A 21,327-nucleotide genomic window follows, 5' to 3' on the forward strand; every position below is an offset into this window, starting at 1 on the left:
GGCGATCGCCGCAACATTACGACGACGGGCCGGCCCTCCGTCCGCGTGCGTCTCATCATGGGACGACATCATCGTGTCACTTCGGCCGGCACCGAAACGACCGGCGCCTAGCGTTCGGGGCATGACCGAAACCGCCCGGCTCACCCCCGCCGACGCCGTCACCGCCATGGTCGACCACGACCTCACCCTCGCCGCGACCTGGCCGAACTGGGACGGCACGCTCGCCCAGGTCGACGACCGCGTCTACACCCCGCACAAGGCGATCCGCCGCGTCGCCGACCACCTGATCGACCACCTGGCCGAGGTGGAGGCCCGGCTGGCGGGCGAGGAGCCCCGGCCCGACCACTGGCACGCCTCCACCATCACCACCGAGGCGGACCTCGCGCCCTTCACGCCGCACGACCTCGACGAGGCCCGCAGCCGGCTGTCCCGGCTCGCCCGTATCTGGGCCAACCTGCTGGACGCCTTGAGCGACGACCAGCTCGACGACTCGCCAGGCGAAGGCTGGAGCTTCCGCGAAATCGCCCGCCACCTGGAGGGATCGACGTACTACGCCGATGCCGTCGGAGACCTGTCCTGACCGCCCGACCACGGGGAGGCCCCCTCATGACCGCGTTCGCCGAACTCCACCACCGCGACGAGCCCCTGCTGCTCCCGAACGCCTGGGACCACGCCTCGGCGCGAGCACTGGCAGAGCAGGGATTCCGCGCGATCGGCACGACGAGCCTCGGTGTCGCAGCGGCCGCAGGTCTGCCCGACGGGGCGTCGGAGACCCGTGACGAGACCCTGCGGCTCGCCCTGACCCTCGGCTCGGATCCGTACCTTCTCTCCGTCGACGCGGAGGACGGTTACAGCGAGGATCCCGACGAGGTGGGGGAGTTCGCGCGGCACCTCACGGCCGTCGGAGCCGTCGGCATCAACCTGGAGGACCGTCTCGGCGCCACCGCGCTGCACGCCGCGAAGATCGCCGCGGTGAAGTCGGCGGCACCGGGCCTCTTCGTCAACGCCCGCACCGACACGTACTGGACGGGAGACGGCCAGGGGACGATCGACCGGATCGACGCCTATCAAGAGGCGGGCGCCGACTGCGTGTTCGTGCCGGGGCTCAGCGAACCCAGAGAGATCGCCGCCCTGGTGCGGCACGTCGACGTTCCCCTCAACATCCTCTACACACCGACCGGCCCCACCGTCCCCCACCTGGCCGACCTCGGCGTTCGCCGCGTCAGCCTCGGCTCGCTGCTCTACCGGCAGGCACTGGGCGCGGCGTTGGAAGCGGCCGAGGCCATCAGGCAGGGCCGGGCACCGGGCGGGGCGGCCCCCTCCTACGGTGCCGTGGACGCCCTCGCCCGCGGGGGGTGGTCGAGCCCGTCGGGGCGATCTGACTCACAGCGACGGTGAGTGCGTCCCTGTTAGGCTTGACTCTTTCCCGGGTATCAGACCCTTTGGACTCATCACCGGCGAGGGACCGAGGAACCATGACCATGGACATCCCCGGCGACAGGCGACTGGCGGCCGCCGTCGTGATGGACGACAAGCAGCGCGTGCTTGTGGTGCGCCGCAGCGAGAGGGAACGATTCCTGCCCCGGGTGTGGGGTGTCCCCTGCGGGAAGCTGGAGCCCGGCGAGAGTCCCGAGGACGGGGCCCTGCGTGAGCTGAAGGAAGAGACCGGACTGCTCGGCGAGATCGTCCGCAAGGTCGGCGAGTCCTCGTTCCTCAGCGACTACCGGGGTCACGAGATCAAGAACTGGCAGGAGAACTTCCTGGTCAGGCCCTTGTCCACCGCGGTCACCCTGCCCGAGCCCGACCAGGCGGCCGCCTGGCTCGACCGGGCCGAGCTGACGTCGGTCGAGATCGACGAGTACAACCTCGACATCGTGCGGCAGGCGTTCACAGGGCCCTGAGGGCTTCCGCCAGTTCCCGCAGCGCGTCCAGATAGTCCCCGACCGGCAATGGCACCTTCGCCACCGCGCCCGGATGCGGTCCCGCCGCCGTGAACACATCGGTGTGGTCCCGCCGTTCGGCGCCCGTCTCCAGGAAGAGCGTCACCGTGGGCACGTCCGTGTCGCACCAGGCCCGGTGCAGGGTGTGCGCGGGCAGGGCGTACGAGCTGCCCGCCGCGTACTGTCCCACGTGCGTCAGCCGCAGCCGCGCCGGACCGGCCGGCCTCAGCACCCAGTCCGCCGAGCGCTCCGCCAGCGACTCCTCGTAGCGGGCCGCCGCCAGGTCGCCGACGCCGTCGCCGACCTCGTACAGCTCCATGGCCAGTCGGCCCCGTACGACACAGGAGGCCAGCGGCGAGCGGTGGTTGTGGATGTCCTCCTCGCCGATCGCGCCGGCGCCGGGATGCCACACGTGCGCGCGGAGCATCTGGCGCGGGCCGCCGTCGATCAGCAGCAGCTTGTCGAAGCCGAGGACATGGCGGTACGACAGCCGTGCGCAGCCCTCCGGGTCGCCCTCGCCGGAGGCGAGTTCGGCGATCAGCTCCAACAGGCGGTCGGGGGAGCCGAGTTCGGTGACGACGCGCAGCGCCGCGGCCACCCGCTCGTGCTCGGGCAGTTCACCGTCCAGCGATTCGGCCAGCAGCCTCCGTGCCCCCAGGACCTGCCGACCGCCCACGCGCTCATCCTCCAACGCCCGCTCGCTCCAACCCCGCTCGTCACATCCGGGTTCAGCCATCCGGCTGGTACATCCATACGGCATGCGCGCGCAGCGCCGAAAGGCCTTGATAGGTCATCCACATGGGCCGCCGCAGCTCGGTGCTGCCTCCGCGGCCCCAGGACCAGATGCCGTCCGTCTGCCCCGCCCACACCGCGGCGACGGCCCCGTCCAGCCGCACCCGCCACTCGTCCTCCAGTCCGTCGGCGCGCGCGATCTCCAGTGCGCCAGGCGACAGCAGGGCGCGAACCAGCCAGGAGGCGGTGAAGTGCCGTACGTTCAGCACCTCGTGGCGGGACGGGTCGTCCGTACGCGGCCGGCGTACCTCCTCGTGCAGGTTCTCCAGGTCCGGGCAGGTGTCGTGCGGTGCGTCCGGACAGGACAACAGCCAGCGGACGCCGTCCTCGCGGGCGGTCCGGGCCCGGGCGGCACGCGCGTCCGTGTCCTCGCCCAGGACCCGGGCCGCCCGGTCCAGGGCGACGACGGCCTGCGCGGTGTGCAGCGGGGACGGTCTGCCGTACGGCGGCTGCAACCGGTAGCCCCAGCAGCGCAGGTGGTCGCGGCGGGAGTCGCTGATCGCGCCGTCCGCGAGCACCTCGCGCAGCGCGGGAAGGACCTCGGAGCGGGGCGCGGCGCGCAGCAGCCCGCGCAGCACGGTGGTCACGACATGCGTCGACTCCAGTCCGGCGCGGTCGAGTCGGCGGGTGAAGGCGCCGGTGCAGCGGTCCACCTCGGCAGCCAGCCGGTCGGCGGACGTACCGGCCCGGGCCAGTGCTCCCAGCACCAGGGCGGTGACCTCCGGGCGGGCCTCGGAGCCCTGCGACCGCGCCGACCAGCCGCCGTCCGGGAGCCGCAGCCGCCACAGGGTGTCCACCAGGTCGCCGGTACTGAGCCCTCCGTCGGGCACGCCCAGGTCGAGCATGATGTGCAGGCCGTACGCCGTCCCGACGGGCGTCGGCCGGGAGGGTGTGTTCTCGCCGAGGGAGTGCGGCCAGCCGGTGAGCCGCCCGCGCTCCGGGTCCGCCACGACCGACACCTGGTCGACGAGGGTGCCGTAGGCGGAGGCGAAGACCTTCGGGAGCGGGCCGGGTGCCCCCGGTGCCATGGCGGCAGGCCCTATGGCGGGCGCCCGCCCGGGATCGGCGGCCGCCGCCGCTGCCGCCCGGGCCCGCAGCAGCGCCGCCGCCAGCCAGGCCGCGACGAAGGTGGCGAGCCCGCTGACCCCGGAGATCACATAGCGCGCGGCCGAACCGTCGAGGGAGTCGGGCAGCACACTGAACAGGAACTGGAACACGCCGTACCCGGCGGCCGCCGCACCGAGGCCGCCGAGCCACCCGACGAAGCGCGCCGGGGGCGAGGTGTCCGAGGGGTCCTCGTCGGGTGCGGGAGGGTCGGGACGGGGCTGACGGGGCCTCAAGGGGCCGCGTCCGAGCTGCTGTTGGGACAAGACGCACCCTCCCCCGTGGTGGCGGCGTGGGACCTCCGCGAAGCTTCCAGTCTAAGTGGTCAGCGTGGCGCCTGGGGTGGCTGCCCGCCGTGCTCGTTCCGCGGCCAGTTCGCGAGCGCCACGTGCAGGGCGTCGACGGCACGCTCCCAGGACTCCCGTACGTCGCGGGGAGCGCCGAAGGCGCCGGTGGACTCCAGGGCGCAGTAGCCGTGGAAGGTACTGCGCAGCAGGCGGACGGCGTCCGTGAGGTCGGGTTCCTGCAGGCCGTACGCGCGGAGCATCCCGTAGGTGATCTCGGCGGTGCGGCGCATGGCGGGGGAGTCGGCGACGAGGGCCTGGTCGACGCGGATCTGGGTCGCCGCGTACCGGCCCGGGTGCTGCAGGGCGTACCCCCGGTACGCGTCCGCGAACGCGGCCAGCGCGTCCTTGCCGGCCCGCCCGGCGACGGCGGCGGCGATGCGGTCGACCATCTCGCCGCCCGCCAGCAGGGCGACCCGGGTCCGCAGGTCCTGCAGATTCTTGACGTGCGAGTACAGACTCGCGTCCTTCACCCCGAAGTGCCGGGCCAAAGCGGACAGGCTGACGTTCTCGAACCCGACCTCGTCGGCGAGTTCGGCGGCGGCCGCGGCGAGCCGGTCGGTGGTGAGTCCAGCGCGGGCCATGGGGTGGGTGACCTCCGGAAATGAGACTGGCCTAGGGCCCCTAGCGGGCATCCTAGTGAGTGCCGGGCCGGACCAGCCCCGTCTCATACGCAAGGACGACGGCCTGGGCGCGGTCCCGCAGGTACAGCTTGGCGAGGATGCGGGCCACGTGGGACTTCACCGTGGCCTCGCTCAGCGTGAGGTAGGCGGCGAGCTCCGTGTGGACAGGCCTCGGCCCAGGAGCGTCAGGACCTCCAACTCGCGGGGCGTCAGGGAGGCCAGGTCGGCGTGGACGGCGGGGGCGTGAGCGGCGGGGGTGGAGGCGAAGCGCTCGACCAGCCGGCGGGTGATGGTGGGGGCCGGCAGGGCGTCACCCGTGCCGACCAGTCGGGTGAAGACAGCAGGGGAGAGGCCGTCGTACGGCTCGATGGCGTGCGCAAGGAGTACGCCGTGATGGGGCCCTCGGGGTGCGGGAAGTCCACGTTCCTCAACATGATCGCCGGGCTGGACCGGCCGACGGGCGGCACGGTCGTCGTACACGGGGAGAACGTGGGGGAGCTGAGCGAGAAGGGGCTCGCGCTGTACCGGCGGCGCCGGATCGGCATGATCTTCCAGTTCCTCAACCTGATCGACGACCTGTCGGCCCTCGACAACGTGGCGCTGGCGGCCCAGTTGACCGGCACCCCGGCCCGGCAGGCCCGCCGGCGTGCCCTGGAACTGTTCGACGAACTCGGCATCGCCGACCGGCGCAACGCCTACCCCGCGGTGCTCAGCGGCGGCGAGCGCCAACGCATAGCCGTCGCCAGGGCTGGACGCCGTCGACATCACCCTGCCCACGTACATGACGGACGTCTGGCGGGCGCCGGCCCTGGCCGGACTGGCCCTCGCGGGCATGGTGATCGCGTGCTGGGAGCGTTCGGCCCGGCGCGCAGGGCGGGGATGCTGACGATCGCGGAGGCGCTGCGGAGCGAGTGAGGCCGGCCGGGCGGGCCGCTCGGACCCCAAGGCACGGCGCAGCGCTCTCATGACTCGTCAGGCACCCGGCGGGACATGAAGAGCGCCTGTTCACCGGCCGACTCCGTGTCGTCGTAGAGCGAGATGTCCAGCCCGCAGAAGGTGAAGCCCATGCGGAGGTAGGCGCGAATCGCGGGAGCGTTGATGTTGCTGACCTCGAGCCAGACATGGCCCGCACCGCACTCCCTCGCGAAGCCGAAGGCGTGGTTCATCAGGGTCCGCCCGATCCCCTTGCCCCGCCACGCCGGAGCGACCTCGATGTCGCGGATGGTCAGGCGGGCGTTCCAGGGGGCGAAGGAGGTCTCCACCACTCCGCACAACTGGTCCCCGTCGAAGGCGACCACCGTCCGGTCCAGCGCGGAAGTGCCGTCGTCGTCCTCGCTGCCGTCCTCGGCGGGGAAGACCTTGCGCAGGGGAGGTCGCACGGGAGCCTGACGGATGCTGAATCCGTCGTCGGTCGCGGCCACCTCGAACACGGAGTCCGTCGTGAAGGACCCGTCGAGTTCCGCGAGGGCCGGCCCGTCCTCGGGCCGCGCCGGCCGGTAGACGACGGTCCCCGCCGCGCCGAGCACCGTCTGGTCGTCCCCAGTGGTCTCCATGCCACGACCGTACGGCGGACGTGGAGCTCCCGCCCGGACGGGGTGCACAAGACCGTCCGGGCGGAGGCGTCCCTGCGGGCGGGGTCAGCCGATCGGGGCGTACAGCACACCGAGTTTGTCGATCTCGTCCCCCGACCGGCCCGTGAACCCGACGATCTGCCAACCGGACGGCGCCGTGAAGGTCTTGGTTGCCGAGGTCGCCGTACCGGCGGAAAGGGTGCGGCCCTTGTCCGTGGTGAAGGCTGCCGAGAAGATCCGCGTACGGCCGTCCTTCTGGCCCTGCGTCAGCTTTACGGCGGTGAGGTGCTCGCCACCGGCCAGGGTCAGGGACGTCGCCGTGCCACCCGTGCCGCCGTGGGGGAGGGCGGTGCCGCCGTCGTGCGTGAGGGAGACCGCGTCCAGGCGGGTGCCGCCGCGCAGGGTGAGGGTGCGCGGGGACACGGACGCCGGGAGGTTGTCCGCGTCGTTGAAGGCGGTGCCGTGCGGGCCGCCGAAGAAGTCGCTCGCCTTCAGGGACGAGTTGAGGGTGTAGGAGAAGTCGACCGTGTGCGGGAAGTGGTCGGAGAGGTGCTCGCCGTCCGAGCGGAGGAACTTCGCCCAGTCGTTGTTGTAGCGGGTGGCGTTCAGGCTCAGCAGCTTGCTGCCGCGGTAGAGGACCTTGTCGACGACCTCGCAGTCGTTGGTCGGGGCCGCCGCGTCGCACAGCAGGGCGTCGCCGCCCGCCGCCGGAGGTGTGCCGCCCTTGACCAGCTGCACCCAGGCGTCGGTCAGGCCGTTCTCGGCGACCAGCGTGCGGATGTTGTCGCCGGCGCGCGTGTAGCGGGTGTTGGTGTCGCCCATGACGACGACGGCGTTGCCGGACGAGTTGGCCTGGATGAAGTCCGACAGCTGCTCGACGTTGGCGCGCCGGGCGGCGAGGGCGGCGTCGTCGGAGTCGGCGTTGGTGTGGACGTTGTAGAGGTCCACGAACACGCCCTCGGCGAGGCGCACCCGGGCCAGCGTGAAGCCCTTCGGGGTCAGGCAGTTGGTGCCGGTGCAGTCGTTCCACTTCACCCGCTCGAAGTCCTCGAAGGACTGATCCGAGAGGGTGTTGAGGCCGTCGCCGATGCCCGCGCCACCGCTGGTCGCCGTGCGGTAAGGGTGGGTGTCGTTGGCGTACAGCGAGGCGTGGTAGTTGAAGTCCTCCTGGACGTTGACGACGTCGTACGGGGCCAGCCGCTGCCCGATGAGCGGGGTGTTCGTCTCGGGGTCGCTGTCGCCGAGGCCGAGCGGGAGGCCCGCGACGTTGTACGTCAGGACGTTGAAGGTGCCGGAGTCGGCGGCCGTCGCGGGCGTGGCCGCGGTGGTGGCGAGGCCGGTGAGGGCCAGTGCGGCGGCCGCGAGGGTGCCGATGAGTCTTCTCATGGTGGGGGAGTCTCCGGGGGTGACGGGGGTCAAGAAGATGAGCGCTGCTCAGGTTCCGTGTCAACGAGGGTGACGTACAAGGGCCGTTGGGGAAACAGTGAGGGACGTGGCGTTCCGCCGCGTCCGGGGCACCCGGCCGCCACTCGCCGCTCGTTCAACGTTCATGTTTCGCCTTGATCCTCCACACACGGCGCAGCAGCGCCGCCGAAGGCAGCGGCATCCAGGAGGCCTTTCATGGGACACGGGCACGCGCACGGTCATCACCATCACGGACACCACCATGACCACGACCACTCGCACGACGCGGCGGCATCCGCCCTGCCCGCCGCCTTCGACACCGCCGTGCCCGACGAGGCCCTGACCCCCGAGCAGCAGTCGCGCCGCACGCTGCTGCGCCGGGCGGGCCTGCTGGGCGCCGGGCTGGCCGCCGGCAGCGTCGTCGCCCCGGCCACGGCCGCCGCCGCCACGCCCGCCGCCTCCGCGGCCTCGGGCGGCCGTAGAACGAACGGCTTCCTGTGGCTGGCCGGTGACCACCACATCCACACCCAGTACAGCAGCGACGGCAAGTACCGCGTCGTCGACCAGGTCCGCCAGGGCGCCAAGCACGGCATGGACTGGCTGGTCATCACCGACCACGGCAGCACGACCCACGCCAAGATCGGCGTCGAGAAGGTCAACCCGGACATCCGGGCGGCCCGGTCGGCGTACGAGGACACGCTCGTCTTCCAGGGCCTGGAGTGGAACATCCCGGCCGCCGAACACGGCACCGTCTTCGTGCATCCCGGCAAGAACGAGGTCGCCGTCCTCAAGCAGTTCGAGAACGACTACGACGGCAGCGTCAAGAACGCAGGCGACTCGACGCCCGCCAATGAGGCGCTCGCCATCGCCGGGCTCAACTTCCTCGCCGAGCAGGTGGAACGGCGCAAGGTCAAGGACGCGCTGATGCTCGCCAACCACCCGGCGCGGCGCGGTGTCGACTCCCCGCACGAGATCCGTGGCTGGCGGGACGCGGGCCGTACCCGGCAGATCGCCATCGGCTTCGAGGGTGCCCCGGGCCACCAGGCGGCCGGGCTGCCCGCACCCCTCGGCATGGCCCGCGCCCGCGGTATCTACGACAACAACCCCAGCGCCAACTCCTTCGCCGGCTACCCCCTGGAGAGCTACCGCACCTGGGGCGGCTTCGACTGGATGACGGCGACCGTCGGCGGCCTGTGGGACAGCCTCCTCGCCGAGGGCAAGCCGTGGTGGATCACCGCCAACTCCGACTCCCACCAGGTGTACGGCGACACGGCCGCGCGCGGGGGCGGTGACTTCAACGCCAACGGGCGCTACGACGACCCGGTCTACGCCGGCCAGATCGACATCACCCAGGGCGACTACTGGCCGGGCCAGTACAGCCGTACGCACGTCGGCGCCGACGGCTTCTCCTACGCCGCCGTCATGGACGGCATCCGCGCGGGCCGCATCTGGGTCGACCACGGCCAACTGCTCAGCGGCCTCGACGTCCGCGTGATGGGCGGCCGCCGCTGGGCCACGCTCGGCGGCGCCCTGCACGTCAGGAAGGGCACGAGCGTCACCCTGACGGTCGACGTGGCGATGGCGGGCGGCCCCAACTGGGCCGGATTCGTACCCAAGTTGGCTCGCGTGGACGTCATCAAGGGCGATGTGACCGGCCCGGTCGCGGACAAGGACACCTTCACCGCGCCGACGGCGAAGGTGGTCAAGTCGTACGAGGTGAACAAGTCGACCGGCGTCGTCAGCCTCACGTACGACCTCGGCAAGGTCGACCGCCCCGTCTACGTCCGCCTGCGCGGCACCGACGGCAACCGCGGCGCCGTCGGCGCGATGGGCGCGGCCGTCGACCCGGCCGGCCCGGCCATCGACGTCGTCGGCGACGCCGACCCGTGGCGCGACCTGTGGTTCTACACCAACCCGGTGTGGGTCCTGCCCTCGTGACTCCGTACGTCCTGACTGTGGACGCGGGCGTCAGGGACCTCCGCAGCGCCGACCACCTGCTCCACTCCCTGGCCGCCGAACTCGCCCTCCCCGAGGGCGCGTTCGGCTGCACCCACCTGGTGCGGGGGGAGCGTCCACGCGTGGCGCTCTCCCTCACCCTCCCGTCCGAGCCGCTCCTGCGTACCGCCCAGGAGCGGCTCGCGGCCGGGGGACACCAGGTGACACCAGGGGCGCCCGACGCGGTGGGCCGGGCGGTCCTCTACCCGGGCGTCACGGCACTGACCGGCACACTGACGATCGCGGACGTGCTGTCCCGCTCGGCCATCGACCGGGTGACGGTCCTGGGCACACCGGGGCGACCGGCGCCTGACACCCTCCTGATGACGGGCGACCACATGCGCCCGACCTGGCAGGACACCGAACTCGTCCTGACCGCCATGCCCGCCGTGGGCGGGATGCTCGTACCGTTCGAGGTCCCGGATCCCACGCCGTGCTGCGCTGACCACTGAGGCGTTGTTCCTCGGTTGCCGCCGCCCCCCGCAGGATTGCCGTTCGATTAATGTCCGAGGCTTCGAATCCACGGGGGGCGGATGACGCACGAGGGGAGCCGACGACCCACGCCAACCTCGTGCTTCATATCGTCGGAACGGTTACCCCGCAGGGTGGAACCCTGCGGCCCAGTAAGCCGATTCACTGGCCAGCCGCCCCAGGGCGCCGTCTCCACAACCGGACTCTGGCGCCATGTCCATCATTGATTCCCTACGGGGATCCTCACGTGCCCTGGCCGCCCTGGTCATGGCGCTGGCGTTCGTCGTCGCCGTACCGAACGACGCGTTCGCCGCACCCGGTGACCTGGACACCACGTTCGGCACCGGGGGCCGGGTCAGCATCGCCACCGCCGGCTACGCCGAGGGCGAGGACGTGGCCGTCCAGCCCGACGGAAAGATCGTCTCCGTCGGGGCGGAGCAGGACCCGGAGTACCTCGACGAGGAATTCGCCCTGACGCGGCACAACTCCGACGGCAGCGTCGACACGTCCTTCGGCGGTGGCGACGGCGAGGTGCTGACCGACTTCGAGAACGGCAACGACGTGGCCCAGGGGGTGGCGGTCCAGCCCGACGGGAAGATCGTCGTGGTCGGCCGCCACCAGGAGACCGACGACGAGTTCGCGGGCTGCTGCTGGTTCACGGTGGCCCGCTACCACGCCGACGGCAGCGTCGACACCTCCTTCGGCGGCGGCGACGGCTGGGTCAGCCCCGGCCTGGCCGGCGGCGCGGAACAAGCCGTCGGAGTCGCGGTGCAGCCCGACGGGAGGATCGTCGCCGGAGCGTTCGCCGGCGGCTGGTTCGCGGTCCTGCGGTACCTGCCGGACGGGAGCCCGGACGGCACCTTCGGCGGCGGTGACGGAGTGACCATGACCGCGTTCTCCGACACGGGCGGCGGCGGTGCGACCGCGCGGGACCTGGCCCTCCAGCCCAACGGGAAGATCGTCATGGCCGGATACGCCGGCCAGAGCTTCTTCGACTTCGCCGTGGCGCGCTACAACCCCGACGGCAGCCCGGACACCTCCTTCAGCGGCGACGGCAAGGTCACCACGGACCTCGGCGGATACAACTGGGGCGAGAGCGTGGCCGTGCAGTCGACCGGCAGGATCATCGTCGGCGGACAGAGCGCGGACCGCTTCGCACTAGTGCGCTACAACGTCGACGGCAGCCGCGACACCACCTTCGGCACCGGCGGTGTCGCGACCACGGACTTCGGCGGCACAGCCGGCGTGACCGACCTCGTGGTCCAGCCCGACGACCGGATCGTCGCCGGCGGCAGTGGGTCGGCCGGCGACTTCCTGCTCGCCCGCTTCAACGGCGACGGCACCCTCGACACCGGCTTCGGCACGGGCGGCCGCACCACCACCGACTTCGGCTCCGGCGAGCGGGTGAACGCCCTCGCCCTCCAGTCCGACGGCAAGGTCGTCGCCTTCGGCAACAGCGGGAGCGACCTGCGCGTCATGGCCCGCTACCTCGGCGGTGTCGGCACCCCGCCGCCTCCGCCGCCCGCCGGAGTCGACCTGTCGGTCACCAAGACCGGCACCGGCGCGGTCAGCATCGGCGACCGTGCCACCTTCACCGTGACGGTCGCCAACAACAGCACCACCACCTCGGCGACCGGCGTCACCCTCACCGACACGGTCACCGGACCCGCCGCCACCGTCATCTCGGCCACCCCGGGCCAGGGCACCTGCACCACCTCGGCCGGCGGCGCGACCTGCGCCCTCGGCACCCTCGCCGCCGGCGCCCGCACCACCGTGACGGTCGTCGTCGAACCCAGGGCCACGGGAACCCTCACCGACCGGGCCACCGTCAGCGCGGCCCAGTCCGACCCGGACACCGCCAACAACACGGCCACGGCCCCCACCACGGTCAACAACTCCCGCGGCTGCACCCGCATCGGCACCAGCGGCAACGACACCATGACCGGCACCAGCGGCACCGACGTCATGTGCGGCCTCGGCGGCGACGACACGATCAACGCCGGCTCCGGCACCGACACCGTGTACGGCAACTTCGGCAACGACCGCGCCGACGGCGGCCTGAACAACGACACCCTCACCGGCGGCCCGGGCAACGACACCCTGCTCGGCGACTCCGGCAACGACCGCCTCGACACCATCGACAACGTCCCCGCCAACGACACCGCCAACGGCGGCCTGGGCCTGGACATCTGCACGACGGACACCGGGGACGCGCGCATCAGCTGCCCGTAGGCACCCCGGTCCGGCCGGCACCCCTGGGGCTGCCGGCCGGCTCCGTCATCCGTTCACCCCCGTGTAGTGCCCGAGCGCCCACCGCCACAGCCCCCGTGCTCCCAGATACGCCACCAGCCCCAGCAGCGGCGACGACGCGGCCAGCCAGTACGGAACGGCTGTGTCGTGGCCAGTGAGGACCGCCGCCGGGAAGTACGCGACGAACGCGAGGGGGAGGGCGAAGGTGAGGAAGCCGCCGACCGCCTTGGGGAGGACGTTCAGGGGGTAGCTGCCGAAGGTGCCGAGGAGTTCCTCCAGCCAGCGGCCCCAGTAGTCGGCGGCGGGATAGCGCAGGCATGCCGAGGCCACGACTGTGAACAGGGCGGCCTCCAGGAGCATGCCGCCGATGACCGCGGCCATCAGGTACGAGACGCGGCCCGCCGTCCAGTCCAGGTCGCTGCGGCTGAGCGCGCCCACCATCAGGCCCGCCGCGACCGTCAGGTCGCCGATCGCGTTGGTCGGGAAGTAGTCCAGCTGGACCTGGCGGTGCACCGGCATCGGGCGCAGCAGGTAGATGTCGATCCGTCCCTCCTGGACCTGCCGGCCGATGAAGTGCACACGGCCCAGGAGCAGGACGAACAGCCCGTGCGCGAGCATCCGGATCGCCGGGATCAGCAGGACGTCGGAGCTGTCCCAGCCGCCCATCCCCGTGAACCGGGCCAGCAGCACCGTCGCGAACACGATCACCGACATCTGCCAGATCGCGCCGATCGCGATGTTCAGCAGGAACTCGGTTCGGTACTCCATCGCGGCCCGGATGTTGAGCAGCGAGATGCGCCACACGAGGCGCACGGACTTCACGGCCTTCGACGCCATCTCAGCCTCCCTGCGAGATCACGCGCCGGGCGGCCCGTCGCCACACCCACCGGGTGACCAGCGCCAGTGCCACGACCCAGGCGGCCTGAATCGCCAACTGGACCCCCATGTCCGACAGCCCGATCCGGCCGACGTAGATCGACAGCGGCACGCTCAGCGTCGCCTGGAAGGGAAGGAAGCCGCTCAGCGTGATGAACCAGTCCGGGAAGAACCACAGCGGCGCGTACACACCGGACAGCAGGTTCTGCGCGAAGATCAGGATCAGCATCGCGGAGTTGTTGCGGATGGTGAAGAAGCAGAGCTGGTCGAGCAGGAGCATGACGTAGTACAGGACCCACTGGCCCAGCAGCATGCTCAGCATGAACGCCCCTGCCGTCGCTGCGGACTTCGGGGGCTCCACGACCCCCGCTGCCAGGCACAGCGCGTATCCGCCCAGCGCCCACGCCAGCCCGTACAGCTGCTCGCCGAGGGCTCGCAGGGCGTAGTACCGCTGGGGCGGCAGCGGGCGCAGGTACCAGTAGACGATCGTGCCGAAGTGCATGTGCTGCAGGACGGTGTCGCGGCCCGCGTACTGGTCCAACTCCCGCAGCCGGGACGCGAGTACCGCCAGGACGGCGTACGTGACGGCCTGGTCCCGGGTCAGTCCGGCGGTCGTTCCGGTGTGCGCGTACAGGCCGCGCCACAGCGACGCCACCAGGACCACCTGGACGGTCAGCCGCAGCAGGACGGCGGTCATCCTCGGCGGCGTGTGCAGCTCACCGAGCGGCGTGACGCGCGCGGCGCGCCAGCCGTGCAGTACGGAGGCCATCTCAGGCTCCTCCCGCCGCGGGCCCGGCATGCACGTACGCGGCCCGCATCACGTCCTCCAGGTCCGCCTCGTCGAGGGCGAGATCCGTCACCTCGTACCGCTCGATGACCTGTTTCAGCGCCTGATGCACGGTCGGCGCGGCGGGGCCGTCCGGGCCGAAGACCGCCTGCGGACCCTCGCGGCGCAGCAGTGCGATGCCCGGCAGGGAGCCGACCTCGGTGTGCGGGTCGGCGAGCGTCACCCGGACCTGCCAGGTCGAGCCGAACTTGCGGCGGATCTCGTCGAGGGTGCCGTCCAGGACGAGCCGCCCGTGGTTGATCAGGACGACCCGCTCGGCGAGCCGCTCCACCTCGGTCATGTCGTGGGTGGTGAGCAGGACCGTACGGCCGCGCTCCGCCACCTGGTGCCGCAGGAACTCCCGCACCTGCTCCTTCACCACCACGTCCATGCCGATCGTCGGTTCGTCGAGGAAGACGACCGGCGGGTCGTGCAGCAGCGCGGCGGCCAGGTCGGAGCGGACCCGCTGGCCGAGGGAGAGGTGGCGGACCCGGGTGTCCCAGAAGGAGGAGAGGTCGAGGAGGTCGTCGAACTCGGCCAGTCTGGCGGTGTGTTCGGGCTTCGGCACCTCGTAGATGTCCCGCAGGATCGCGAACGACTCGCGCACCGGGAGGTCCCACCACAGCTGGGTGCGCTGCCCGAACACCGTGCCGATGTTACGGGCGTTGCGCTCGCGCTCCTCGTACGGCACGACGCCCGCGACGCGGGCCTCGCCGGCGGTGGGCGTGAGGATGCCGGTGAGCATCTTGATGGTGGTGGACTTGCCGGCGCCGTTCGGGCCGAGCAGGGCGAGGAGTTCGCCGGGGGCGACGGAGAAGGTCACGTCACTGACGGCGTGCTTGGCGACCTTCTGCGGGTCGACCAGGGACCGCAGCGCGCCGGTGAAACCGGGGCGGCGGACGGTGGTGTGGAAGGTTCGGGAGAGACCGCGAACCTCGATGCCGGCACTCAATGGACATCAACTCCCTTGGATGAAAAATGGGTTGGACGCAAACTCACGGCCGGTCGGCGCCACGCCGACCGGCCGCTGGCGGACGTCTGCCACTCGGCGGACGTCAGTCACTCAGTGGTCGAGAACACGAACGAGAACTCCGTGGGCTCAGCCTTCAGGAAGTACTGCGGCAGCGGACCCGGACCGCAGGACTGCGAGCCGATGCCGTGCTGGCCGTGATCGAGGTTGATCCAGAGCGTGTCGCCCGGCGTGAGGTCGGTCAGGTGCCGGGCCGCGTCCAACTGCTCGTTGGTCCAGCGGCGGGCGCTGAACCAGAACTCCGGGTCGCCCTCGATCCGCAGTCCGCCGAGTTCGGCCCAGCGGACGTCGGCGCGGGCGCCGTTCTCCTGGGGCCGTACGTACGGGGTGTGCAGGGCGTCGACGCTCGGCAACCACTGACCGAGCCGCGAGGCGGCACGGGTGTCGGGGTACGCCTCGCCGCCGCCACCGAAGTACAGGACTTCCTCAGCGGCGTCGGCCGGCAGGCCGAAACGGACGCCGAGGCGGGGCAGCGGGACCGTCCAGTGGCCCTCGGGAGTCACGGACACCGTCAGCTTCAGCAGGGCGCCGTCCGACGTCCAGCGATACATCGTGCGCAGGCCCAGGTCGGCGGCGGCGGGCGCCACCCGGGTGCGGACGGTCAACGCGTCGTCGGCCAACTCCACGGCGTCCAGCCGGTGCTGCATGCGGTGCAGGCCGAGCTTGCGCCACAGCACGCCGTAGCGCGTGTCGTCCTGCCAGGACGCGCCGTCGTCGTTGTCCGTCGTCGCCCGCCACACATCCAGGCGCAGCCCGGTCACGTCGAGGCCGCAGATCGTCGTCGGCCGACCCGAGCGGGCGTCGAACGTCGCCGGGCCGAGTGTGATCAGCCGCTCGCCGGGCACGGGCCGCTGCGAGGCGGCGACGGTGACGGCCGTGCGCGGGGAGACGGTCTCCTGGCCCCACGCCACCTCGTGGCCCTTGGACCCCCACGGCGTGTCCTCGGCGAGCAGCGCGCGGACCGTCCACTGGACGTCGTCGCCGTTGCCGTCGGGGGCGGCTGCCGGCAGCTTGACCTCCGCCGACTCACCCGGCGCCAGCGGCGGCACGGTGAGCGTGCGAGCGCCCGTGGGGAGTCCGTCCACCTGGTAGGAGAACTCGAACTCCAGGTGCGAGAGATCGGCGAAGTCGTACGCGTTCGTCACCCGTACGGTGCCGTCGGCGCCGTCGCCCTCGATGCGGACCGGCTCGATGACCTTCTTGTACTCGACAAGCCCGGGGGACGGGGTCCGGTCCGGGAAGATCAGGCCGTCGCAGACGAAGTTGCCGTCGTGCAGCTCCTCGCCGAAGTCGCCGCCGTAGGCGTAGCCCAGCTCGGGGTGCTCGATGCCGTGGTCGATCCACTCCCAGATGAAGCCGCCCTGGAGCCGGTCGTGCGCCTCGAAGATCCGCTGGTAGTCGGCGATGCCTCCCGGGCCGTTGCCCATCGCGTGCCCGTACTCGCACTGGATGAAGGGGAGTTCACGCCTCTTCCCCGCACCCCCGTCCAGGCCCCGCCCGATCCGCTCGACCTCCTCGTGGGAGGCGTACATCCGCGAGTACACGTCCGTGTCCCGGCAGTTCCAGTCGCCCTCGTAGTGCACGAGCCGCGAGGCGTCCCGGCCGTGGATCCACTCGGCCATCGCGGTGAGGCCGCGGCCGGTGCCGGCCTCGTTGCCGAGGGACCAGAAGACGACGGACGGGTGGTTCTTGTCGCGCTCGACCATGCGCGCCGCGCGGTCCAGGAGGGCCGGGGTCCAGCGGTCGTCGTCGACGGGGTTGTCGCGCCAGCCCTGCTCGGTGAATCCGTGGGTCTCCAGGTCGCACTCGTCGATGACCCACAGGCCGTACTCGTCGCACAGGTCGAGGAAGGCCGGGTGCGGCGGGTAGTGCGAGGTGCGCACGGCGTTGAGGTTGTGCCGCTTCATCAGCAGCACGTCCTCGCGCATGGTCTCCACGTCGAGGGCGCGGCCCCGCTCGGGGTGCCACTCGTGCCGGTTGACGCCCTTGAAGAGGATCGCCTTCCCGTTGACCTTGATCAGGCCGTCCTCGAGGGCGACCGTACGGAAGCCGATGCGCAGCGGCACGCGCTCGCCGGCCGTGACCAGCTCGCCGTCGTACAGCTTGGGCGTCTCCGCCGACCACGGCTGGACCGGGACCGTCACGTGCTCGCCGGTCGCGACATCGATGTCGAGGCCGGGCACGGACACCCGCCCGTCGACGTCGGAGTCGACGCGCAGGGTGCCCTCGCCCGTGGTGTGGTCGTAGGAGGCGTGCACGAAGAAGTCGCCCGCCGCGCCCGCCGGGCGGTGCAGCAGGGTGACGTCACGGAAGATGCCGGGCAGCCACCACTGGTCCTGGTCCTCCAGATACGAGCCGGCCGACCACTGGTGCACACGGACGGCCAGCACGTTGCCGGCCGGCTTCAACAGTTGACCGACCGCGAACTCGTGCGGCAGGCGGGAGCCCTTGAACTCGCCGAGCTCCGTGCCGTTGAGCCAGACCCGGGCGCAGGACTCGACGCCGTCGAAGCGCAGCACGACGCCGCCGTCGTCCGGAGCGGGCCAGTCGTCCGGCAGGTCGAAGACGCGAAGGTGGTCGCCGGTCGGGTTCTCCGTCGGCACGTGCGGCGGGTCCACGGGGAACGGGTAGAGGTGGTTGGTGTAGATCGGCGAGCCGAAGGCGCCGTCGCCCTGCAGGACCCAGTGGCCGGGGACCGTGACCTCGGCCCAGCCCCCGGCGTCGTATCCCTCCCCGGCGAACGAGTCGTCCTCGGCATCGGCGGTCGCCGACAGGCGGAAGCGCCAACTGCCGTTCAGAGACAGGGACTTCGCGTCCGAGGAGGCGTACCAGGCGCGGGGCGGGAGGGCCCCGCGGCCCGGGGAGACGTCCTCGACGTAGTCGACGGATGCGGTCGTGCGGAAAGACATCGGTCTCCTTGCTCAGCCCTTGATACCGGTCTGTGCGATCCCCTGTACCAGCCAGCGCTGAAGGAAGAGGAACACGAACAACAAGGGCAGGATAGAAATCGCGGTCGCCATGAAGATCTGGTGGAACACGACGGTCTGGCCGGTCGTGTACGAGGAGAGCGCGACCTGGACGGTCCACGCGCTGGGGTCCTGGCCGATGACCAGCGGCCACAGGAAGGAGTTCCAGCCGTTGATGAAGGTGATGGTGGCGATGGCCGCGAAGAAGTTCAGCGAGTTCGGTACGACGACGCGCCAGTAGGCGCCCCAGTACCCGAGCCCGTCCACGCGCGCCGCCTCCTCCAGTTCCTTCGGGAACCCCAGGAAGTACTGCCGGAACAGGAAGCAGGTGAAACCACTGAAGAGGCCCGGGATGATGAGACCCCGGTAACTGTCGACCCAGCCGAGCGACGACACCAGCACGAAGCTGGGCACGAAGGTGACGGCGGTCGGGACCATCAGGGTGCCCAGGACGACGTAGAAGATCTTGTTGGCGTGCTTGTACGGGATGCGCGCCAGGCCGTAGCCCGCGAGGGAGCACACCAGCAGGACGCCGACGGTGTGCAGGACGGCGACGACCGTGGAGTTCCACATCGACCTGGCGAACGGCACCTGTGAGGAGTCGAACGGTGAGGTGATGTTGCCCCACTGGATGTCCGTGGGGAAGAACGTCCAGTTCTCTCCGGTGATCTGGGCGTCGGTGGAGAGCGCGTTGCGGACCAGGATGTAGAAGGGGACCAGGAACAGCAGGGCGGCGATACCGGTGGCGATGTAGAGGCCGGTGCTGCCCATCACGCCGCCCCCGCGCCGGGCGCGGCGGGGCCTGCCTGTGGGAGCGGTCTTGCGGATGTCGGGCGTGGTGGTGGTCACTTGGACTCCTCCCCCCTTCCGAAGCCCATGAGCTTGCCCTGGAACAGGGTCACGACAAGGATCAGCACGGTGAGGATGACGGCACCCGCGCTGCCGGCGCCGTAGTCCTGGTTCTCTCCCAGGGCCTTGAAGTACAGCTCCATGAGCGGCGGGCGGCCCCAGGTCGTCTTGTCCAGCAGGTTGTAGAACTCGTCGAAGGCCTGGTAGGCGGCGATGAGCAGCAGCAGGACGACCGCGGTCGAGGTGGCCCGCAGCTGGGGCAGCGTGATGTGCCGGAAGGTCTGCCAGCCCGGCTTGGCGCCGTCGATGGCGGCGGCCTCGTACATCTCGGCCGGGATGTTCTGGAGCGCCGCGATGAACAGGATCATGTAGAAGCCGGACTGGAGCCACAGGCGGGCCGTGACGATGACCAGCCAGTACCAGGGCGGGTTGGGGTCGGCGAGCCAGGCGATGTTCTCGATCCCGAACCAGCCGAGGAGCGTGTTCATCAGGCCGAAGCGGACGCCGCTGAAGATGGACATCTTCCAGATCAGGGCGGCGGCGACATAGCTCACCGCGGTGGGCAGGAAGAACACCGACCGGAAGAACGCCCGCATGAAGCGCAGCCGGTTCACCAGCAGGGCGAGGCCCAGCGACAGGGCCCAGGTGGTGGGCACGATGAACGCTGCGAAGACGGTGAAGGTGCCGAGCGAGCCGACGAAGTCGTCGTTCGTCAGCATGTGCGCGTAGTTGTCGAAGCCGATGAACTTCTCCGGCGTCACGGTGAACCGCGCTTCGAAGAAGCTGAGGTAGACGCTCCAGCCGATCGGGACGTAGATGAAGATCGCCAGCCCGATGAGGAACGGGCCGGTGAAGAGCCAGAAGTTGAAGGTGCTGTTGCCCCGCAGACCCCGCCGCGACTTGGCCGGGGAGGCCTTCGCCGGGGCGGGGCTCGCGAGGTCGAGCTCGGTGGTCGTCGACATGTCGTGGTCCGTCCGCCGGCCTATCCGAAGAGCTTCTTGAGCTCGCGGTTCACCGCCGCGTCCGCCTTGTCGAGCGACGCCTCCGGGTCACCGTCCTTGCGGACGGAGTCGGCGAAGACGTCCTCCAGCGCGGTGATCATGGCCTGGGTCCAGCCGATGTTGTCGAAGTGGCCGAACTCGTTGAAGAGCTTGACGCCCTCGGCCGGCAGGCCCGACTTGAGCTTGTCGGCGCTCTCGGCGATCGACGTGCGCGGCGGGATGTGGAAGCCGTAGGAGGTGGCCCAGTCCTCCTGGTACTCCTTCTGGTCGATCCACAGCCACTTCACGTACTCCTTGGCCGCGTCGACGTTCTTGCCCTTGGCGTTGACGAACATCGACCAGCCGCCGTTGTAGACCGACTGCTTGCCGTTGTCCGTGACCTTCGGGAAGGGGAAGACCCCGATGTCGTCGCCGAGGGTCTGCTGGAACTGCGGCATCGCCCACATGCCGCAGAACTGCATGGCGCACAGGCCCTGGTTGAGCGCGGAGGGGTCCCAGTAGTCCGTCGGGGCGCCGAGCAGGAGGTCGCCGCTGGTGAACAGCTTGCGCATCTTCTTCAGGCCCTCGACGACGCCGTCCGTGTGGTAGGCGATCTGGTTCTTGTCGTCCAGGGTGTCGGCGCCGGCGGACCAGATCATCGGGTTGATGACCGCGTGCAGGTCGTTGCCAAGGTACAGGCCCTTGACCTTGCCGGTGGTGAGCTTGGCGGCCGCCTCGATCAGCTCGTCGAGGGTCTGCGGGACCTCGACGCCGGCCTTCTCGAAGAGCGACGGCCGGTAGAAGAAGAACTGCGGGTCGTCGATCATGCGGACGCCGTATATCTTCCCGTCCACCGTGTGCGAGGCGATGTCGGCCGGATTGAAGTCGTCCTTGACCGGCTCGATGATGTCGGTCAGATCGGCCACCTGCCCGCTCTTCACCATCTGGATCTGCGGGTGGAACTCGAACAGGTCGGGCGCGTTCTTGGTGAGCAGCGTCGCGAACAGCTTGTTCTCGAAGTCCGCGGCGGTGATCCACTGCGTGGTCACGTTCGCGTCCTCGTACGCCTTCGCGTACCTCTTGACGGCCTGCTCGGTGCCGGCCTCGCCGTACGCGTGGAAGTACTGGTTCAGATCGACGCCCGAACCGGAACCACCGGAACGCCCGGTGTTGCTGCCGCACGCGGCAAGCCCGCCCGCGGCGGCCAGACCCATCGCGGCCCGCAGAACGGTTCGGCGGTCCCAGTTGCTGTTGCTCGATGCCGACATGCTGACGTCCTTGTCTCGAGTACGGCTCGGCCCTGTGC

The 21,327-nt window shown here is 70.7% G+C and carries 19 protein-coding genes and 1 pseudogene; 7 read left to right on the top strand and 13 right to left on the bottom strand.

The features are described 5' to 3' along the window. Nucleotides 1-121: 121 nt before the first annotated feature. From AB5J55_RS33390 to AB5J55_RS33400, 3 genes are all read left to right on the top strand, one after another. Nucleotides 122-580: a hypothetical protein gene (locus AB5J55_RS33390; protein WP_369274168.1), complete on the top strand. Its 459-nt coding sequence runs from the start codon at nt 122-124 to the stop codon at nt 578-580. A 26-nt stretch (nt 581-606) separates the two neighbouring features. Beyond that, nucleotides 607-1,398, top strand: coding sequence for an isocitrate lyase/phosphoenolpyruvate mutase family protein (locus AB5J55_RS33395; RefSeq protein WP_369274169.1), 792 nt, complete (start codon nt 607-609; stop codon nt 1,396-1,398). Nucleotides 1,399-1,481: 83 nt separating this feature from the next. After that, the gene (locus AB5J55_RS33400) at nt 1,482-1,901 is read left to right on the top strand and encodes an NUDIX hydrolase (RefSeq protein WP_369276365.1); all 420 of its coding nucleotides are present in this window, start codon (nt 1,482-1,484) and stop codon (nt 1,899-1,901) included. Here the strand turns inward: AB5J55_RS33400 and AB5J55_RS33405 are convergent. From AB5J55_RS33405 to AB5J55_RS33420, 4 genes and pseudogenes are all read right to left on the bottom strand, one after another. Continuing rightward, entirely contained in the window at nt 1,888-2,616 is a 729-nt protein-coding gene (locus tag AB5J55_RS33405) for a hypothetical protein (RefSeq protein WP_369274170.1), read from the bottom strand. The genes AB5J55_RS33400 and AB5J55_RS33405 overlap by 14 nt on opposite strands. Before the next feature lie 52 nt (nt 2,617-2,668). After that, on the bottom strand, nt 2,669-4,102 hold the full coding sequence (locus AB5J55_RS33410) for a hypothetical protein (protein WP_369274171.1): 1,434 nt from the start codon (nt 4,100-4,102) through the stop codon (nt 2,669-2,671). Between the two features lie 59 nt (nt 4,103-4,161). Beyond that, on the bottom strand, nt 4,162-4,764 hold the full coding sequence (locus AB5J55_RS33415; RefSeq protein ID WP_369274172.1) for a TetR-like C-terminal domain-containing protein: 603 nt from the start codon (nt 4,762-4,764) through the stop codon (nt 4,162-4,164). A gap of 52 nt (nt 4,765-4,816) precedes the next feature. Beyond that, a pseudogene (locus tag AB5J55_RS33420) lies at nt 4,817-5,145 on the bottom strand (response regulator transcription factor); the annotation flags it as partial. Between the two features lie 30 nt (nt 5,146-5,175). On the opposite strand from AB5J55_RS33420, the gene AB5J55_RS33425 reads away from it, so the two are divergent. Further along, nucleotides 5,176-5,718 (top strand): ABC transporter ATP-binding protein, encoded by a 543-nt coding sequence (locus AB5J55_RS33425; protein WP_369274173.1) that lies wholly within the window; start codon nt 5,176-5,178, stop codon nt 5,716-5,718. Nucleotides 5,719-5,765: 47 nt separating this feature from the next. On the opposite strand, the gene AB5J55_RS33430 is transcribed toward AB5J55_RS33425, so the two are convergent. Both AB5J55_RS33430 and AB5J55_RS33435 read right to left on the bottom strand, forming a co-directional pair. Continuing rightward, nucleotides 5,766-6,356 (bottom strand): GNAT family N-acetyltransferase, encoded by a 591-nt coding sequence (locus AB5J55_RS33430; RefSeq protein WP_369274174.1) that lies wholly within the window; start codon nt 6,354-6,356, stop codon nt 5,766-5,768. A gap of 84 nt (nt 6,357-6,440) precedes the next feature. Further along, nucleotides 6,441-7,760, bottom strand: coding sequence for a jacalin-like lectin (locus tag AB5J55_RS33435; protein ID WP_369274175.1), 1,320 nt, complete (start codon nt 7,758-7,760; stop codon nt 6,441-6,443). A gap of 234 nt (nt 7,761-7,994) precedes the next feature. On the opposite strand from AB5J55_RS33435, the gene AB5J55_RS33440 reads away from it, so the two are divergent. The 3 genes from AB5J55_RS33440 (at nt 7,995) to AB5J55_RS33450 (ending at nt 12,476) form a co-directional block, all read left to right on the top strand. Then, nucleotides 7,995-9,716: a PHP domain-containing protein gene (locus AB5J55_RS33440; RefSeq protein WP_369274176.1), complete on the top strand. Its 1,722-nt coding sequence runs from the start codon at nt 7,995-7,997 to the stop codon at nt 9,714-9,716. Next, nucleotides 9,713-10,225 carry a hypothetical protein gene (locus AB5J55_RS33445; protein WP_369274177.1) on the top strand — a complete coding sequence of 171 codons (513 nt, stop codon included), beginning with the start codon at nt 9,713-9,715 and terminating at the stop codon, nt 10,223-10,225. Before AB5J55_RS33440 ends, AB5J55_RS33445 begins: the two co-directional genes overlap by 4 nt. A 232-nt stretch (nt 10,226-10,457) precedes the next feature. Beyond that, on the top strand, nt 10,458-12,476 hold the full coding sequence (locus AB5J55_RS33450; RefSeq protein ID WP_369274178.1) for a calcium-binding protein: 2,019 nt from the start codon (nt 10,458-10,460) through the stop codon (nt 12,474-12,476). 45 nt (nt 12,477-12,521) lie between these two features. On the opposite strand, the gene AB5J55_RS33455 is transcribed toward AB5J55_RS33450, so the two are convergent. The 7 genes from AB5J55_RS33455 to AB5J55_RS33485 all read right to left on the bottom strand — a co-directional run bounded on the left by AB5J55_RS33455 (nt 12,522) and on the right by AB5J55_RS33485 (nt 21,289). Further along, a complete protein-coding gene (locus AB5J55_RS33455; RefSeq protein ID WP_369274179.1) occupies nt 12,522-13,331 on the bottom strand; it encodes an ABC transporter permease in 810 nt (269 codons plus the stop codon). A 1-nt stretch (nt 13,332) separates the two neighbouring features. After that, a complete protein-coding gene (locus tag AB5J55_RS33460; protein WP_369274180.1) occupies nt 13,333-14,139 on the bottom strand; it encodes an ABC-2 family transporter protein in 807 nt (268 codons plus the stop codon). Nucleotide 14,140: 1 nt separating this feature from the next. After that, on the bottom strand, nt 14,141-15,148 hold the full coding sequence (locus AB5J55_RS33465; RefSeq protein WP_369274181.1) for an ATP-binding cassette domain-containing protein: 1,008 nt from the start codon (nt 15,146-15,148) through the stop codon (nt 14,141-14,143). Between the two features lie 107 nt (nt 15,149-15,255). Next, nucleotides 15,256-18,135, bottom strand: a complete 2,880-nt coding sequence (locus AB5J55_RS33470) for a glycoside hydrolase family 2 TIM barrel-domain containing protein (protein WP_369274182.1) — start codon at nt 18,133-18,135, stop codon at nt 15,256-15,258. 12 nt (nt 18,136-18,147) lie between these two features. Then, nucleotides 18,148-19,041, bottom strand: a complete 894-nt coding sequence (locus AB5J55_RS33475) for a carbohydrate ABC transporter permease (RefSeq protein WP_369274183.1) — start codon at nt 19,039-19,041, stop codon at nt 18,148-18,150. Next, nucleotides 19,038-20,003 (bottom strand): carbohydrate ABC transporter permease, encoded by a 966-nt coding sequence (locus AB5J55_RS33480; RefSeq protein WP_369274184.1) that lies wholly within the window; start codon nt 20,001-20,003, stop codon nt 19,038-19,040. Before AB5J55_RS33480 ends, AB5J55_RS33475 begins: the two co-directional genes overlap by 4 nt. Before the next feature lie 20 nt (nt 20,004-20,023). Then, nucleotides 20,024-21,289: an ABC transporter substrate-binding protein gene (locus tag AB5J55_RS33485; RefSeq protein WP_369274185.1), complete on the bottom strand. Its 1,266-nt coding sequence runs from the start codon at nt 21,287-21,289 to the stop codon at nt 20,024-20,026. Nucleotides 21,290-21,327 lie beyond the last annotated feature (38 nt).

This window comes from Streptomyces sp. R11, assembly GCF_041051905.1.
GTDB lineage: Bacteria > Actinomycetota > Actinomycetes > Streptomycetales > Streptomycetaceae > Streptomyces.